Genomic DNA, 13,578 nt, shown 5'->3' on the forward strand with positions numbered 1-13,578 from the left:
TTGGTGGGTGTTTATCACCACCAAGGTAATGGTAGCTCAAGGTCAGCTATTGAATCAATGATCATGTCAGGCTTGAATGGATAGTTCTTCAAATCCTCACGCTTACTCATCCCCGATAATGTCAATATGGTATTGTATCCAACTTGTACACCGCCTTGAATGTCGGTAGCCAAGGTGTCCCCAATGACCGTGGCCTCGTCGGTAGCGAGCCCAATATGCTTTCTCGCCTGACGCATCATTACCGGACTAGGCTTACCCACGGAAAATGCTGTTCTCCCCGTAGCTGCTTCTATCATTGCGACTACAGAGGCAATCCCTAAATTGTTCCATCCGGCCTTTCGAGGCGAAGGGTCCAGATTCGTCGCAATCAATTTCGATCCCTCAAGAATAAAGTCGATCGCCTTTCGAACCATTTCCAAGGTAAAATTGATTCCTTCTCCTACAACAACAAAATCAGGATCACTTTGCACCAAGCTGAACCCGTGCTCATGTAAACTGGAGATCAAACCACCTTCGCCCAACACATAAGCTGTTCCATTAGGAAACTGTTGCCCCATAAAATGAGCGGTGGCCATCGCCGAGGTGTAGACATTATCCGGCGACACCTTGATGCCCATTTTTTGCAATTTGCGCACTGCATCAATTGGGGAGCGTTGGCTGTTATTGGTCATGAAGGTAAACGGAATGTCTTCTTTTTGGAGCCTACGAATAAATTTGTCGGCACCAGGAATCATTTGATTCTCCACGTACATCACACCATCTTGATCGATCAAAAAACCTTTAGGCATAGTTCTATTTTTTGGGGAAGATCGTAGAAAGAATAGATTCTACCAATCTTGCACTCATTAAGCTATCATTTAGGGTAAATTGTTTACTTTCTTTTTGTCCTCGTTTGATACATTCCACCAATTCCATGATCTCGTGGGCATATCCTGTGCTTAGGTAAGGATGGTTGTACTGCTCAATTTCATCTCCTTTGATCACCTCAAACCTTTCGTTTTTCCAGAATAAAGGCATACGCACAAAGCCTTTTGTACCGTAAATACAGGCTTCTTTGTTGGTATGCAATGCCACGCTACCGAACAGCTGGGCCATCTCACCACCCGGAAAAGTCAATTGCATTTGGATACTTTCATCAACACCCGTTTCAGATAATTGTGCTTCGGCATTGATGGTCTGCGGAACCCAGCCCCAAAGGTCTGACATAATGGTCAGCGGATAGACACCCACATCATACAAAGCGCCACCAGCCAAGTCCGGATTGAGCAAACGCCCATCTTTTTGCAGTTTCTCCTCAGAGCGGAAACCAAAACTAGCCGTCATGTACTTCACTTTACCTATTTCGCCGGACTTCACCACCTCTATGGCCTTCTGATAACTTGGTAAAAAGCGCATCCACATCGCTTCCATCACAAACTTTCCTGTTTGCTGAGCAACTGCTTGTATCCGTTCAATTTCTTGTGATGAAATGCCCATGGGCTTTTCACAAAGCACATGTTTACCCGCTCGAAGTGATGCGATCACTTGATCACAATGAAAATTGTGGGTTGTGGAGATGTAAATGACTTCTACCTGATCATCAGATAACAGGTCCTCATAGCTGCTATAGACCTGAACATCAGGAAACTCTAAGGCGAGTGATTCCGCATTGGAGCGCGAAGCAAAGGCATAGGGCACCTCACTTTCTACAGCTGTTAAGCTTTCTAAGAACTTTCTCGCAATTCTTCCGAAACCTAAAAAACCCCATCTCATGGTTTAAAGATGGACATTCAACTTTTGCCAAAGTAGTCTAAAGTGATCTTTTTTAGCACAACAGGTCACCCAGATGAGCTTCTCTGAAAACTTTTTTTCGTTTTCCGAATTATATAATGCGATAAATAAGTAGAGTAAACTTAGCGGCACCGATCTGGGCCGCTTTTTTTGTACACAAAAAAAGCCCGATACAGTGTATCAGGCTTTTGCATTTTATTCTGATGAAGATCTTAACCGTTCATTGAGATCAAAAACTCTTCGTTATTGCGGGTACCTTTCATACGGTCTAACAAGAATTCCATCGCCTCTACAGAGTTCATGTCATTCATGAATTTACGCAGGATCCACACACGTTGAAGCTCTTCTTTGCTCATCAACAGATCCTCTCGTCTTGTACCTGAAGCCGGAACATCGATAGCAGGATACACACGCTTGTTCGATAGCTTTCTATCCAACTGTAACTCCATGTTACCCGTGCCTTTGAATTCTTCAAAGATCACTTCGTCCATTTTTGAGCCAGTCTCGATCAATGCAGTGGCGATAATCGATAATGAACCGCCATTTTCTACATTACGAGCTGCACCAAAGAAACGCTTCGGCTTGTGTAATGCATTCGCGTCAACACCACCGGAAAGGATCTTTCCAGAAGAAGGCACCACTGTATTGTATGCTCTTGCCAGTCTTGTGATAGAATCCAATAAGATCACGACATCATGACCACACTCTACCATTCTTTTCGCTTTCTCAAGCACAATATTAGAAACCTTCACGTGTCGGTCAGCTTGCTCGTCGAAGGTTGAACTGATCACTTCTGCCTTTACGCTTCTTGCCATATCGGTAACCTCCTCCGGTCTTTCATCGATCAATAAGATGATCAAGTAGATCTCGGGGTGATTTTCAGCGATGGCATTGGCAACGTCTTTCAATAATACCGTTTTACCTGTTTTTGGCTGTGCTACGATCATTCCTCGTTGTCCTTTACCAATTGGAGCGAACATATCGAGAATTCGAGTCGACATGTTGCTTGGCTTGGTCGTCAACTTGATCTGCTCATTAGGGAAAAGAGGCGTAAGGTATTCGAATGCTACCCTGTCTCTGATCTCTTCTGTGGTCTTTCCGTTAACAGACTCGACTCTCAAAAGAGCGAAATACTTTTCACCCTCTTTCGGAGGTCTGATCTGACCTTTTACTGTATCGCCTGTTTTTAAACCGAAAAGTTTGATCTGAGAAGGGGACACATAAATATCGTCAGGAGAAGCTAAGTAGTTGTAGTCAGAAGACCTCAAGAAACCATAACCGTCTTGCATGATCTCTAAAACACCTTCGTTTTCGATCAAACCATCAAAATCTTTGATGTTTTGGTTGTATTGTTGCTTTTGCTGCTTTCTGTCTCGATCACCATTTCTACGCTCATTGCGCTCACCGCGCTCACGTTTCTGATTGGCCTTTTCAGCGCCATTATCATTGTCATCTGACTTGGTTTCCTCTTGCGGTTGAACATCCGCCTTGACCTCAGCAGGTTTTTTGACATTCTCTCTTTTCTTCCGAACAGGTTTTTCACCCTTGTCATCTGAATCAGCATCTTCTCGTTTTGGTCGAGGCGCTCTTTTTTGTTCTACCTTTTCTTGCTTTGGCTCTCCAGGCGTCTTTTCATCTGCTTTCTTTGAAGGCAGTTGATCTTCAGGTGTAATGGCCTGTTGATCGAGGATAGCATAAATAAGTTCTTGTTTCGCGAGTTTTTTGTAGTTCTTTACATTTAAGGATTCTGCGATTTCCTTCAACTCAGACAGAAGTCTGATCTTTAATTCGTCAATGGTATACATACGATAATTGAATAAGGGTTCTCCCGGTGGAGAAGGCGAGTAAAAATATTTTAAAAATGATTTTCTAGGTATAGAAGATGATGTGAGAAATGCTTCTGTATCATCTAGGATACTGCAATGATAGACCAAACATTTGAATTAGCCAACAAAAGGAGCTTAATTTTACCTTATTCGCCTCGTTTCGGACATTATTTACCCGAATTCCTTTACTTTGTGCACCAAATTTTTGACGCATGCTTCAGGTTCAAAACATCATTCAACACAAAGCGCAGTACGCAGCAGCACTAGGAAAGCGCAACATTAAAAATGCAGCGGAACTTCTCGACGAGGTGATCGCTCTTGATGAAGAGCGAAAAAAGACGCAACAGCGTTTAGACAGTACCCTAGCCGAAGCCAATGTACTGGCAAAGCAAATTGGCGGTCTGATGAAAGAGGGTAAAAAAGAGGAGGCAGAAACGGTCAAAACAAAAACAGCAGACCTCAAAAAAGTAAGCAAAGAATTAGGTGAGGCGTTGACCTCCATTCAGGCTTCACTTCAAAAAGCACTTTACGATCTTCCAAATATTCCCCACGACAGTGTTCCGATGGGCAATTCTGATGAGGACAATGAGGAGGTAGAGCGCGTGGGAGAACTTCCTCAACTATCCAAAGACGCCAAACCTCACTGGGAATTGATCAAGCAATATGACCTCATTGACTTCGATTTAGGCATTAAGATCACAGGGGCCGGTTTTCCTGTGTACAAAGGCAAAGGCGCCAGGTTGCAACGCGCTTTGGTAAACTTTTTTCTGGACGAGGCCATGAATGCTGGCTACGCAGAAGTTCAACCTCCAGTTGTTGTTAATGAAGCCTCCGGCTATGCAACGGGTCAATTGCCAGATAAAGAAGGACAGATGTACCACGCACAGGCCGATAATCTTTATTTGATTCCAACGGCTGAAGTCCCCATTACAAACTTATACAGAGACGTTATTCTTAAAGAAGAAGAGCTTCCAATAAAGCATGTTGGTTTTACCCCTTGCTTCAGAAGAGAAGCCGGCAGTTGGGGAGCTCATGTCAGAGGACTGAATCGTCTCCATCAATTTGATAAAGTGGAAATTGTGCAGGTAAGAAAAGCGGAAGACTCTTATCAGGCCTTGGAAGACATGTGCCAGCATGTGGCAGGTCTCCTCCAAAAACTTGAGCTGCCTTACCGAAAATTAAGACTATGCGGCGGAGATCTAGGCTTTACCTCTGCCCTCACCTTCGACTTCGAAGTGTTTTCTGCCGCTCAAGAAAAATGGCTGGAAGTTAGCTCCGTATCAAACTTTGAAACCTACCAGGCCAACAGGTTGATGCTTCGTTATAAAAACGAACAGAAGAAAAACACCCTATTGCATACACTCAACGGGAGTGCATTGGCCTTGCCGAGAATAATTGCCTGTCTATTGGAAAATAACCAAGATGAATCGGGCATTGCGATTCCTAAAGTTCTACACAAATACACCGGATTTGAGCGTATCTAAGTTGCACTAAGAAAAAAGCCATTTCGATGACAAACAACATAAGAAAAGGAAAAGCAAAGGATCTTGAAGCTGTTTTCGACCTGATCATGGAACTGGCCATTTATGAGAAAGCACCTCATGAAGTCGCCAATTCTGTTGAACGCATGCATGAAGACTGCTTTGGCGAACGGCCCGTGTTTGATTTTTTTGTTGCCGAAGAAAACGGCCACGTCGTCGGAACAGCCATCTATTACTACCGTTATTCGACCTGGAAGGGAAAAGCTCTTTACTTGGAAGACCTTGTGGTCAATGAAAAACATCGAGGGAAAGGCTATGGTAAGGCCCTTTTAGATGCCATTGTGCATCAAGCGAAAACCGCAAATTGTAAACAAGTACGATGGCAAGTACTCGATTGGAATGAATCTGCTATCGAATTCTACAAAGGCATCGGTGCCGACCTAGACTCAGAATGGATCAACTGCACGTTAGATGAGCAGCAAATTGCAGCTTATTAAACAGTCTCAAGCAAGGTCCTGAATGCCGCTATTTGGTCTGGCCATTTCAACAACGCCTTTTGTTGAAGCTCTGGCGCAAACGCCGACATATAGAGTTGAACATTACCCATGCCTTCTGCAAAGTATTGAACAGAATAAGAACTCGACACGGGATCTTCAGTATTCATCACCTTAAAAAATTTGAAAAACTCAAACTGATTGGTGTCCATCACTTCGGGAATGTGGACATTCTTCATCCAAATAAGCCACTCCTTTTCAATCTTCTTATCTACGGCAACGGTTACGTTATATAAAATCATCCCCTTAAATTTAGGGCAAAATTAACCCTTTGGTGAAAAACAAAACCCAGACCGACCGGTTTTTGACGATTATGCTTAAAAAGATCGATGAACTTCCCTTTGTGAATGAGCGGAATGCCTTTTTACTGCTACTCGCCATGCACATTGCTGGAGTAATTGGTCTTTCTTTTGTAGCAAGTAGATCTCTCTTCCAGAGTTTAACCCCATTCAACCTGCTTGCAACTGCGGCCCTTTTGCTACATTTTGAAAAAGTAAAAAACGGCAAGTACTTCCTGTTTATCCTATCTACATTTTTACTGGGCTACGGATTTGAGGTGATTGGCGTCAAAACTGGAGTGATCTTCGGTGAATATACCTACGGGGCAACGCTTGGCCTAAAGATGCTCGATGTTCCTTTGACCATTGGAATCAATTGGATCGTTCTGATTTATATCACCCGAGGGGTAGCAACACAAGTGACCAAGTCGAAGTGGTTGATCGTTCTACTGGCAAGTACTCTGATGGTCTTGCTCGATTTATTGATTGAACCGGTTGCGGTTCATTTCGATTTTTGGCAATGGGATGGAGGCCATATTCCAATTAAAAATTATTTTGGTTGGTTCATTTTAAGTTGTCTTATTCAAACCGTTGGCTTAATAATATACCCTGAATCAAACAATAAGCTCTATTTAAGACTTTTAGTGTTGGAATTTATATTCTTCGCAGCGCTCAATATTTTATTGATAACGCAAACAATCTAAAAAACAAGCAGTTACACTACTATACAAATGGGAATTTTGTGGATAATCATAGGTTTCGTTTTCATGGAAATCTTTTCTTGGGCCATTCATAAATACGTTATGCATGGCCCTTTATGGAAAATTCACAAAACACATCATGTTCACACCAAAGGTTTCTTTGAATTGAACGATGTATTTACTGTTTTTTTTGGAAGCATAGCGGTCGTATTGATCATACTAGGAATTGATCAACTCGACTTCAGGTTCTGGATCGGCGCAGGAATTTCACTTTATGGAATTTCTTATTTCATTTTACATGATGTGTTGATCCATAAGAGGTTTAAGTGGTTAGGTCGGCCTAAGAGTAATTTCCTTAAAGGAATTGCAAAGGCTCACCAGGCACATCACAGAACAAATACAAAGAATGATGCAGTGTCGTTCGGTTTGTTTTGGGTGCCAAGAGAATATTTTAGACAGAAGGAGTAAGCAAAGTGGCAAATTATTCAATAAAAGATCTAGAGCACCTTTCAGGAATCAAGGCGCATACCCTACGTATTTGGGAGCAGAGGTACAACCTCATTAACCCAAAGCGAACGGATACTAATATTCGATATTATGATCAGGACGATCTTAAACTTGTCTTGAACATCTCCTTATTGAAGGATAATGGCTATAAAATTTCTAAAATAGCCCAAATGGATAAATCCACACTTCATGACGAAGTGTTGAAAGTATCTGAACGTGCAACAAGCTTTGCAGACCAAATCTATGGCCTAACATTGTCCATGATCGATTTGGATGAAGCGAGATTTGAAAAAATCATTGCTACCAATACGCTGAAGATAGGATTCGAAAGAACCATGTTGAACATTATCTACCCTTTCTTGAACAAGATTGGGATCATGTGGCTGACAGATTCGATCAATCCGGCGCAAGAACATTTCATTTCTAACCTGATCAGGCAAAAAGTAATCGCAGCAATTGACGGTCAATACAATGATCATGAACTGCTTGAGAATTCGAAAAAATACATGTTATTTCTACCAGAAGGTGATTTGCATGAGTTGAGTCTATTATTTGCAAATTATTTGATTCAAGCAAGAAAGAATAAGGTCGTTTATTTGGGTCAAAACATGCCTTTCTTCGATTTAAGGGCTGCCCATATTGTGTACGAACCGGATTTCTTGTTGACAGTGATCACGAGCAAGCCAAAAGATTCATCTGCAGCAGAGTATCTCGCCATGCTAGCAGAGCAGTTCCCGAATACGCAAATCTTGGCGTCCGGCTCTCAAGTAATCGGAGAGGATCTCGATCTTCCAGAAAATGTCATGACCATTTCCAACCCAAACCAACTGGTTAGTTTTGTTGAAGAACAAAATAGAGTCAGCACGCGTGCCTAGATGAAAAACAGCACTCTGTACTGATAATCAGCCTTTTAAGTCTTTCATCCTTGTTTAACTTCTTTTTGTATTTATTAAAACTATAACGCATAGCTAAAATTTAAATGTAGCTACATTTTTTAGATTTTGCGTTTAACTTATCAGCCCTTATCCTCTCTTATTCAAGTATTTATAATCGAAAGATGAGTTTTTGTTTAACTTTTGTAAAAAAAGATTACACAAGTTTTCCTTGACATTCGTTTAACCTTTTCACATATTTGTTAAACAAACTTATTTATCATGACTGCATTAGAATTTAGTTACACGCTTACCCAAATGACAAAATCATTGCAGCCGTTCGCAATGAAGCTCACAAAAGATTCAGAAGAGGCTAACGATCTGTTGCAAGAGACCCTTCTGAAAGCTTATACCAACAGAGAGAAATTCTCTGAAGGAACGAATTTAAAAGCTTGGTTATATACCATTATGAAAAACACCTTCATCACTAATTACCAACGTATGGTGAGAAGAGGAACCTTCATCGATACTACCGATAACTTACACTTCATCAATTCATCTGATTCTAAGATCGAGAATAGAGCTTATGGGGATTTTGCTCTTAAAGATATTAACGAAGCCATTGATGATCTGGACGATGTATACAAAACACCTTTCATGATGTACTTCAGAGGATTCAAGTACCATGAAATTGCTGACCGTTTGGAGATTCCAATTGGAACAGTGAAGAATAGAATTCACATTGCCAGAAAGCAATTAAAGGACAGATTAAAAGTTTACAGAGGCTAAATTCTTAGCTTAGCATTTATGATGAGTAAAAAAGCCCTAGTGATAGGGTCTGGCTTCGCAGGCTTGTCTGCAGCCAGCTCCTTGGCACAAAAAGGATTTCAAACAACGATCCTCGAAAAAAATAGCTCCATTGGAGGCAGAGCCCGACAGTTTTCTGATTCGGGCTTTACTTTTGATATGGGGCCAAGTTGGTATTGGATGCCCGATGTCTTCGAAAGCTATTTCAACCGCTTCGGTAAGTCTGTAAGCGATTATTATCAGCTCAAACGCTTAGACCCCTCCTACCAGGTCGTTTACGGCATCAACGATGGCATGCCTATTCCGGCAGACATGAAAGAATTAGAAGGCCTGTTTGAATCGCTTGAAAAGGGTGCCGGCCTTCAGCTTCGAGAATTTCTTAAGCAAGCCGCCTATAAATATGAGGTAGGCATCAACAAATTAGTCTATAAACCCGGCCGCTCCCTGAGTGAGTTTGCCAGCCTCAAACTCTTGATCGATGTGATCCGTATGGACGTTTTCCAAAGCATGTCAAAACATGTCAGGAAGTTTTTCACACATCCTAAACTCATTCAATTGATGGAGTTTCCAGTCCTTTTCCTAGGTGCACTCCCTCAGAATACTCCCGCCCTTTACAGTCTCATGAACTATGCCGACATGTCATTGGGCACCTGGTATCCAGAAGGTGGAATGCACAAAATTGTGGAAGGCATGGGGAAATTGGCTGAAGAATTAGGTGTTCAAATTCTTACGGACCATGCCGTCGAAAAGATCGTTTCAGCAAATGGCCGTGTCACCAAAGTGATCACAAACCAAGGCGAATTTACCGCAGATGTGGTCATCGCAGGAGCAGACTATCATCATGTTGAAACCCAATTACTTGAGCCTGAGGACCGCAATTACTCAGATAACTATTGGGAAAAAAGAGTGATGGCACCTTCCTCGCTATTGTATTATGTGGGCCTAGACAAGCGAATAGAGGGCTTATTGCACCATAACTTATTCTTTGATACGGACTTTGCCCCACATGCGCACCATATTTACACCGACCCTCAATGGCCGGAAGACCCATTATTCTACGCTTCATTAACATCAAAAACAGACCCAACGGTGGCGCCTAAAGGGCATGAAAACCTTTTCTTATTAATACCTGTAGCGCCAGGCTTAGAAGAAAATGAAGAAATCAGGACGCGTTATTTTGACATGATCATGACACGTATGGAGCGATTTACAGGTCAGTCCTTAAAAGATCATGTGGTTTATTACAGAAGTTATGCGCATAAAGACTTCAAAGATGACTACAACTCCTTTAAAGGAAATGCTTATGGTCTGGCCAATACGCTCAAACAGACGGCCATCTTAAAGCCATCATTGAAATCGAAAAAGCTCAATAACCTTTACTTCACAGGACAATTAACCACCCCAGGACCAGGTGTTCCACCAAGCTTGATCTCCGGGATCGTTGTGGCCGATGAAATTGAAAAAGAGCATGGCTAAACCCTTCGCAACAGAATTAGTTATTTTTAGATGATGGAACTTTTTGATCAAACGACCTATGAGTGTAGCAAACTCATCACGCAACGCTACAGCACCTCATTTACTTTAGGAATAAAAACGCTAGACAAGAAATTCCATCTCCCCATCTACGCCATTTATGGTTTTGTGCGCTATGCTGATGAAATCGTGGATACATTCTACGAAAATGATCAAGTAGCCTTACTTAAAAGGTTTAAACAAGACACTTATCAAGCCATTGAAGAGCGCATCAGTTTAAACCCAGTATTGCACTCCTTTCAATTAGTCGTCAATCAATACCAAATCCCTCATGACCTGATCGAGGCCTTTTTACATAGCATGGAAATGGACCTGGAAGATCGAACCTATGATGACAGTCAATACAACGAATACATCTATGGTTCTGCGGAAGTTGTGGGTTTGATGTGCCTGAAAGTATTTTGTGAAGGAAATACTGCTTACTATGAAGAACTTGTTCCTCCTGCAAGAAGGTTAGGAGCAGCCTTTCAAAAGGTCAACTTTATTCGAGACATCAAAAGTGATTACGAAGATCGCGGAAGAGTGTATTTTCCAGGAGTAGACTTCAATGATTTTTCTATCTCGGCAAAGGAGATGATTGAGGCAGATATTCAACAAGACTTTAATGAGGCCCTAGAGGGAATAAAAAAATTGCCACAAGGAGCTAAAATGGGCGTTTTCCTCGCCTATCGGTATTATTTGAAGCTATTCAAGAAAATCAAAAACTGCCCTCCCGGCAAAATCAAAGAAGAGCGCATCCGCATTCCGGACCTTCGAAAAATACTCATTCTGCTGACCAGTTACATTCGGCACAGTTTGAAAGCCATTTAATCGCGCTTTCTATTAAACACCGTGGAGTTCACCACAAACCTTTTGGCGGCCGAAACATATTGTCTTTTTTGAAGTTTTTAAAGAGTGTTTAACCTAGCCGTTCAAATCGACCAAAACTCTGGCTTTTGCTTTGGGGTAGTCTATGCCATTGAAATGGCGGAAGATATCCTAGCAGAGGAAAGCAGTTTATATTGTTTAGGCGACATCGTGCACAATGATGAAGAGGTTCGACGACTAGAGCAGAAAGGATTGAAGATCATCACCCATGATGAGCTCAAAACCCTTCACAATGTAAAGGTGCTTATTCGAGCTCATGGTGAACCTCCATCCACTTACCAATTGGCACTTGAAAATAACTTGGAACTTATCGATGCCTCTTGTCCTGTTGTTTTGAAACTGCAGAATCGAATCAAAAATTCGTACGACAAGGAAGAGGACATCTACATTTATGGCAAACACGGACATGCTGAGGTTGTGGGTCTGCTTGGTCAAACCGATAACAGCGCAGTGGTTTTTCAAGACCTCGAAGAGCTTGACCTGACCAAATTACCTAAAGAAATAACCCTCTACAGTCAGACCACTAAAAGCACAGACAAATTCTATGAGATCAATGAGGTGCTCAGCGCCAATGGAATTTCTGTCAAAACCAATGACACTATTTGTCGGCAAGTGAGTAACCGAGATAAAGAACTCAGAGACTTCGCGAAAAACTTTGATGTTGTTATTTTTGTCAGTGGCACAAAATCGTCAAATGGTAAAGTCTTGTACCAAGTCTGTAAAGAGCAAAATGAGCGCACCTACTTTGTTTCTTCTATAGAAGATGTAAGAACGGAATGGTTCGGAATCAACGAGAGTGTGGGCATTTGTGGTGCTACCTCGACCCCGATGTGGCTAATGGAAGAGGTGCAGAGTCACCTTCAAAAACTTTAATCCGTATTTTAGCGCAATGGCAGCAATTAGATCAAATACTGGTATTTGGTACGCCTTAATCATTCACTTGTTGTGGTGGAGTAGTCTTACGCTTGGACTTTCTATCGACTTCGATTGGGGGTCGCCTGTGGTTTATGTGTTAATCCTCATTCAAACCCACTTGTACACCGGCTTATTCATTACTGCACACGACGCCATGCATGGCACAGTATCTTCAAACAAGCGCGTCAATAAAGCCATTGGCACTGTCTCTGCCCTTCTGTTTTCTTACAACTTCTACAATAAGTTGAACAAAAAGCATCACGAACACCATCGATACGTAGCAACAGATAAAGACCCTGATTATCATGAAGGAAGCTTCTGGCCGTGGTACTTCAGCTTCGTACGCCAATACGTGAGCATTTGGCAAATCTTATTAATGGCTGTTTCCTACAATATTCTTAAGATTTGGCTGCCAAATGAAAACCTCATCTTCCTCTGGATGCTGCCTGCCATATTATCAACATTTCAACTCTTTTACTTCGGCACCTACTTACCGCATAGAGGGGAGCACAGCACGGAGAATACACAGAAATCAAGAAGTCAAAAACTCAATCATGCCTGGGCCTTTCTGAGTTGCTATTTCTTTGGCTACCATTACGAGCATCATATTTCTCCCGGCACTCCGTGGTGGCAGTTGCATAAAAAGAAAGAGGAATACGACAAAAAAGGGTACCCTGTGTAAGCGCAGTAATTTTTACCCCGCCGTCTTTTCGTCACTATCGATGGCGCCATCCACCAATTGAATTGTTCGACTACCATAGCTGGCATTATCCTTAGAATGCGTCACTTGAACGATGGTCATTCCTTCTTTATTGAGTTTCTGGAAAAGCTCCATGATCTCCTGTGCTTGATCGGAATGCAGATTCCCTGTAGGCTCATCCGCAAGCAACAATTTTGGGCCACCGATCAATGCTCGAGCAACACCGACGAGTTGTTGCTGCCCCCCTGAAAGCTGCTCCGGAAAAAGGTCTTTTTTTGCCACCATTTGGAATCTATCCAACATCTCAGCTACCATGCTCTTCCGCTCCTTAGACTTGACTCCCTTGTAGAGTAAAGGGGTTTCGATGTTCTCATAAACCGTCAATTCATCGATCAAATGGTAGGCTTGAAACACATGGCCGATGTGATGCTTGTGCATGTCCGCACGTTTTCTTTCTTTCATGCGGTGAATCGGCTCTCCATAGAAAAAATACTCTCCTTGCGAGGGCTCATCAAGCATCCCAATTATGTTCATGAGTGTTGACTTTCCCGCACCACTAGGGCCCATAATGGTAACGAACTCTCCTTGTTCGATATCCAAGTCAATTCCTTTTAAAATAAAGGTTCGCTGATACTTTGAATCGACGAACTTATCTATGTCTCGTAATTTGATCATTTCCTAAAGTTAAAATTTGACTTATTGCCTTACCCAATAGTTATGCCAACGTCGAATATATTGATTTTCAATCAGTAGAAAGACATTCCCTC

15 protein-coding genes are annotated in these 13,578 nt (G+C 42.1%); 10 read left to right on the forward strand and 5 right to left on the reverse strand.

Annotated elements, in window-relative coordinates; genetic code table 11:
• Positions 1–14: 14 nt before the first annotated feature.
• The 3 genes from AC2D6U_RS10190 to rho form a co-directional block, all read right to left on the reverse strand.
• Complete coding sequence (locus AC2D6U_RS10190; RefSeq protein WP_484720877.1) at positions 15–788, reverse strand: HAD-IIA family hydrolase; 774 nt, start codon at positions 786–788, stop codon at positions 15–17.
• 4 nt (positions 789–792) lie between these two features.
• Entirely contained in the window at positions 793–1,752 is a 960-nt protein-coding gene (locus AC2D6U_RS10195; protein ID WP_484720878.1) for a Gfo/Idh/MocA family protein, read from the reverse strand.
• 230 nt (positions 1,753–1,982) lie between these two features.
• Complete coding sequence (gene rho / locus AC2D6U_RS10200) at positions 1,983–3,575, reverse strand: transcription termination factor Rho (protein ID WP_484720879.1); 1,593 nt, start codon at positions 3,573–3,575, stop codon at positions 1,983–1,985.
• 233 nt (positions 3,576–3,808) lie between these two features.
• On the opposite strand from rho, the gene serS reads away from it, so the two are divergent.
• Both serS and AC2D6U_RS10210 read left to right on the forward strand, forming a co-directional pair.
• Complete coding sequence (gene serS, locus AC2D6U_RS10205; RefSeq protein WP_484720880.1) at positions 3,809–5,080, forward strand: serine--tRNA ligase; 1,272 nt, start codon at positions 3,809–3,811, stop codon at positions 5,078–5,080.
• A 26-nt stretch (positions 5,081–5,106) separates the two neighbouring features.
• Positions 5,107–5,574, forward strand: coding sequence for a GNAT family N-acetyltransferase (locus AC2D6U_RS10210; protein WP_484720881.1), 468 nt, complete (start codon positions 5,107–5,109; stop codon positions 5,572–5,574).
• Here the strand turns inward: AC2D6U_RS10210 and AC2D6U_RS10215 are convergent.
• A complete protein-coding gene (locus tag AC2D6U_RS10215) occupies positions 5,571–5,873 on the reverse strand; it encodes a DUF4286 family protein (RefSeq protein ID WP_484720882.1) in 303 nt (100 codons plus the stop codon). The two genes, AC2D6U_RS10210 and AC2D6U_RS10215, sit on opposite strands and share 4 nt — an antisense overlap.
• 32 nt (positions 5,874–5,905) lie before the next feature.
• Between AC2D6U_RS10215 and AC2D6U_RS10220 the strand changes: the two genes are divergently transcribed.
• The 8 genes from AC2D6U_RS10220 to AC2D6U_RS10255 all read left to right on the forward strand — a co-directional run bounded on the left by AC2D6U_RS10220 (position 5,906) and on the right by AC2D6U_RS10255 (position 12,793).
• Positions 5,906–6,613: a carotenoid biosynthesis protein gene (locus tag AC2D6U_RS10220; RefSeq protein WP_484720883.1), complete on the forward strand. Its 708-nt coding sequence runs from the start codon at positions 5,906–5,908 to the stop codon at positions 6,611–6,613.
• Between the two features lie 63 nt (positions 6,614–6,676).
• The gene (locus AC2D6U_RS10225) at positions 6,677–7,078 is read left to right on the forward strand and encodes a sterol desaturase family protein (protein ID WP_484720884.1); all 402 of its coding nucleotides are present in this window, start codon (positions 6,677–6,679) and stop codon (positions 7,076–7,078) included.
• 5 nt (positions 7,079–7,083) lie between these two features.
• Entirely contained in the window at positions 7,084–7,992 is a 909-nt protein-coding gene (locus AC2D6U_RS10230; RefSeq protein ID WP_484720885.1) for a MerR family transcriptional regulator, read from the forward strand.
• 279 nt (positions 7,993–8,271) lie between these two features.
• Positions 8,272–8,778, forward strand: coding sequence for an RNA polymerase sigma factor (locus tag AC2D6U_RS10235; RefSeq protein WP_484720886.1), 507 nt, complete (start codon positions 8,272–8,274; stop codon positions 8,776–8,778).
• 21 nt (positions 8,779–8,799) lie between these two features.
• Positions 8,800–10,272 (forward strand): phytoene desaturase family protein, encoded by a 1,473-nt coding sequence (locus tag AC2D6U_RS10240; RefSeq protein ID WP_484721764.1) that lies wholly within the window; start codon positions 8,800–8,802, stop codon positions 10,270–10,272.
• 30 nt (positions 10,273–10,302) lie between these two features.
• A complete protein-coding gene (locus AC2D6U_RS10245) occupies positions 10,303–11,139 on the forward strand; it encodes a phytoene/squalene synthase family protein (RefSeq protein WP_484720887.1) in 837 nt (278 codons plus the stop codon).
• Between the two features lie 84 nt (positions 11,140–11,223).
• Positions 11,224–12,069 (forward strand): 4-hydroxy-3-methylbut-2-enyl diphosphate reductase, encoded by an 846-nt coding sequence (locus AC2D6U_RS10250; RefSeq protein WP_484720888.1) that lies wholly within the window; start codon positions 11,224–11,226, stop codon positions 12,067–12,069.
• 16 nt (positions 12,070–12,085) lie between these two features.
• Entirely contained in the window at positions 12,086–12,793 is a 708-nt protein-coding gene (locus tag AC2D6U_RS10255; protein WP_484720889.1) for a fatty acid desaturase, read from the forward strand.
• Positions 12,794–12,805: 12 nt separating this feature from the next.
• Here AC2D6U_RS10255 and AC2D6U_RS10260 read toward each other — a convergent pair whose 3' ends face one another.
• Positions 12,806–13,486, reverse strand: coding sequence for an ABC transporter ATP-binding protein (locus AC2D6U_RS10260; RefSeq protein ID WP_484720890.1), 681 nt, complete (start codon positions 13,484–13,486; stop codon positions 12,806–12,808).
• Positions 13,487–13,578 lie beyond the last annotated feature (92 nt).

Source organism: Roseivirga sp. YIW32 (genome assembly GCF_057219245.1).

Coding starts and splice junctions, on each gene's coding strand:
- AC2D6U_RS10210 (WP_484720881.1), top strand. CDS start 5,107: ATGACAAACAACATAAGAAAAGGAAAAGCAAAGGATCTTGAAGCTGTT.
- AC2D6U_RS10255 (WP_484720889.1), top strand. CDS start 12,086: ATGGCAGCAATTAGATCAAATACTGGTATTTGGTACGCCTTAATCATT.
- AC2D6U_RS10240 (WP_484721764.1), top strand. CDS start 8,800: ATGAGTAAAAAAGCCCTAGTGATAGGGTCTGGCTTCGCAGGCTTGTCT.
- AC2D6U_RS10195 (WP_484720878.1), bottom strand. CDS start 1,752: ATGAGATGGGGTTTTTTAGGTTTCGGAAGAATTGCGAGAAAGTTCTTA.
- AC2D6U_RS10215 (WP_484720882.1), bottom strand. CDS start 5,873: ATGATTTTATATAACGTAACCGTTGCCGTAGATAAGAAGATTGAAAAG.
- AC2D6U_RS10190 (WP_484720877.1), bottom strand. CDS start 788: ATGCCTAAAGGTTTTTTGATCGATCAAGATGGTGTGATGTACGTGGAG.
- AC2D6U_RS10225 (WP_484720884.1), top strand. CDS start 6,677: ATGGAAATCTTTTCTTGGGCCATTCATAAATACGTTATGCATGGCCCT.
- rho (WP_484720879.1), bottom strand. CDS start 3,575: ATGTATACCATTGACGAATTAAAGATCAGACTTCTGTCTGAGTTGAAG.
- AC2D6U_RS10245 (WP_484720887.1), top strand. CDS start 10,303: ATGATGGAACTTTTTGATCAAACGACCTATGAGTGTAGCAAACTCATC.
- AC2D6U_RS10235 (WP_484720886.1), top strand. CDS start 8,272: ATGACTGCATTAGAATTTAGTTACACGCTTACCCAAATGACAAAATCA.
- serS (WP_484720880.1), top strand. CDS start 3,809: ATGCTTCAGGTTCAAAACATCATTCAACACAAAGCGCAGTACGCAGCA.
- AC2D6U_RS10260 (WP_484720890.1), bottom strand. CDS start 13,486: ATGATCAAATTACGAGACATAGATAAGTTCGTCGATTCAAAGTATCAG.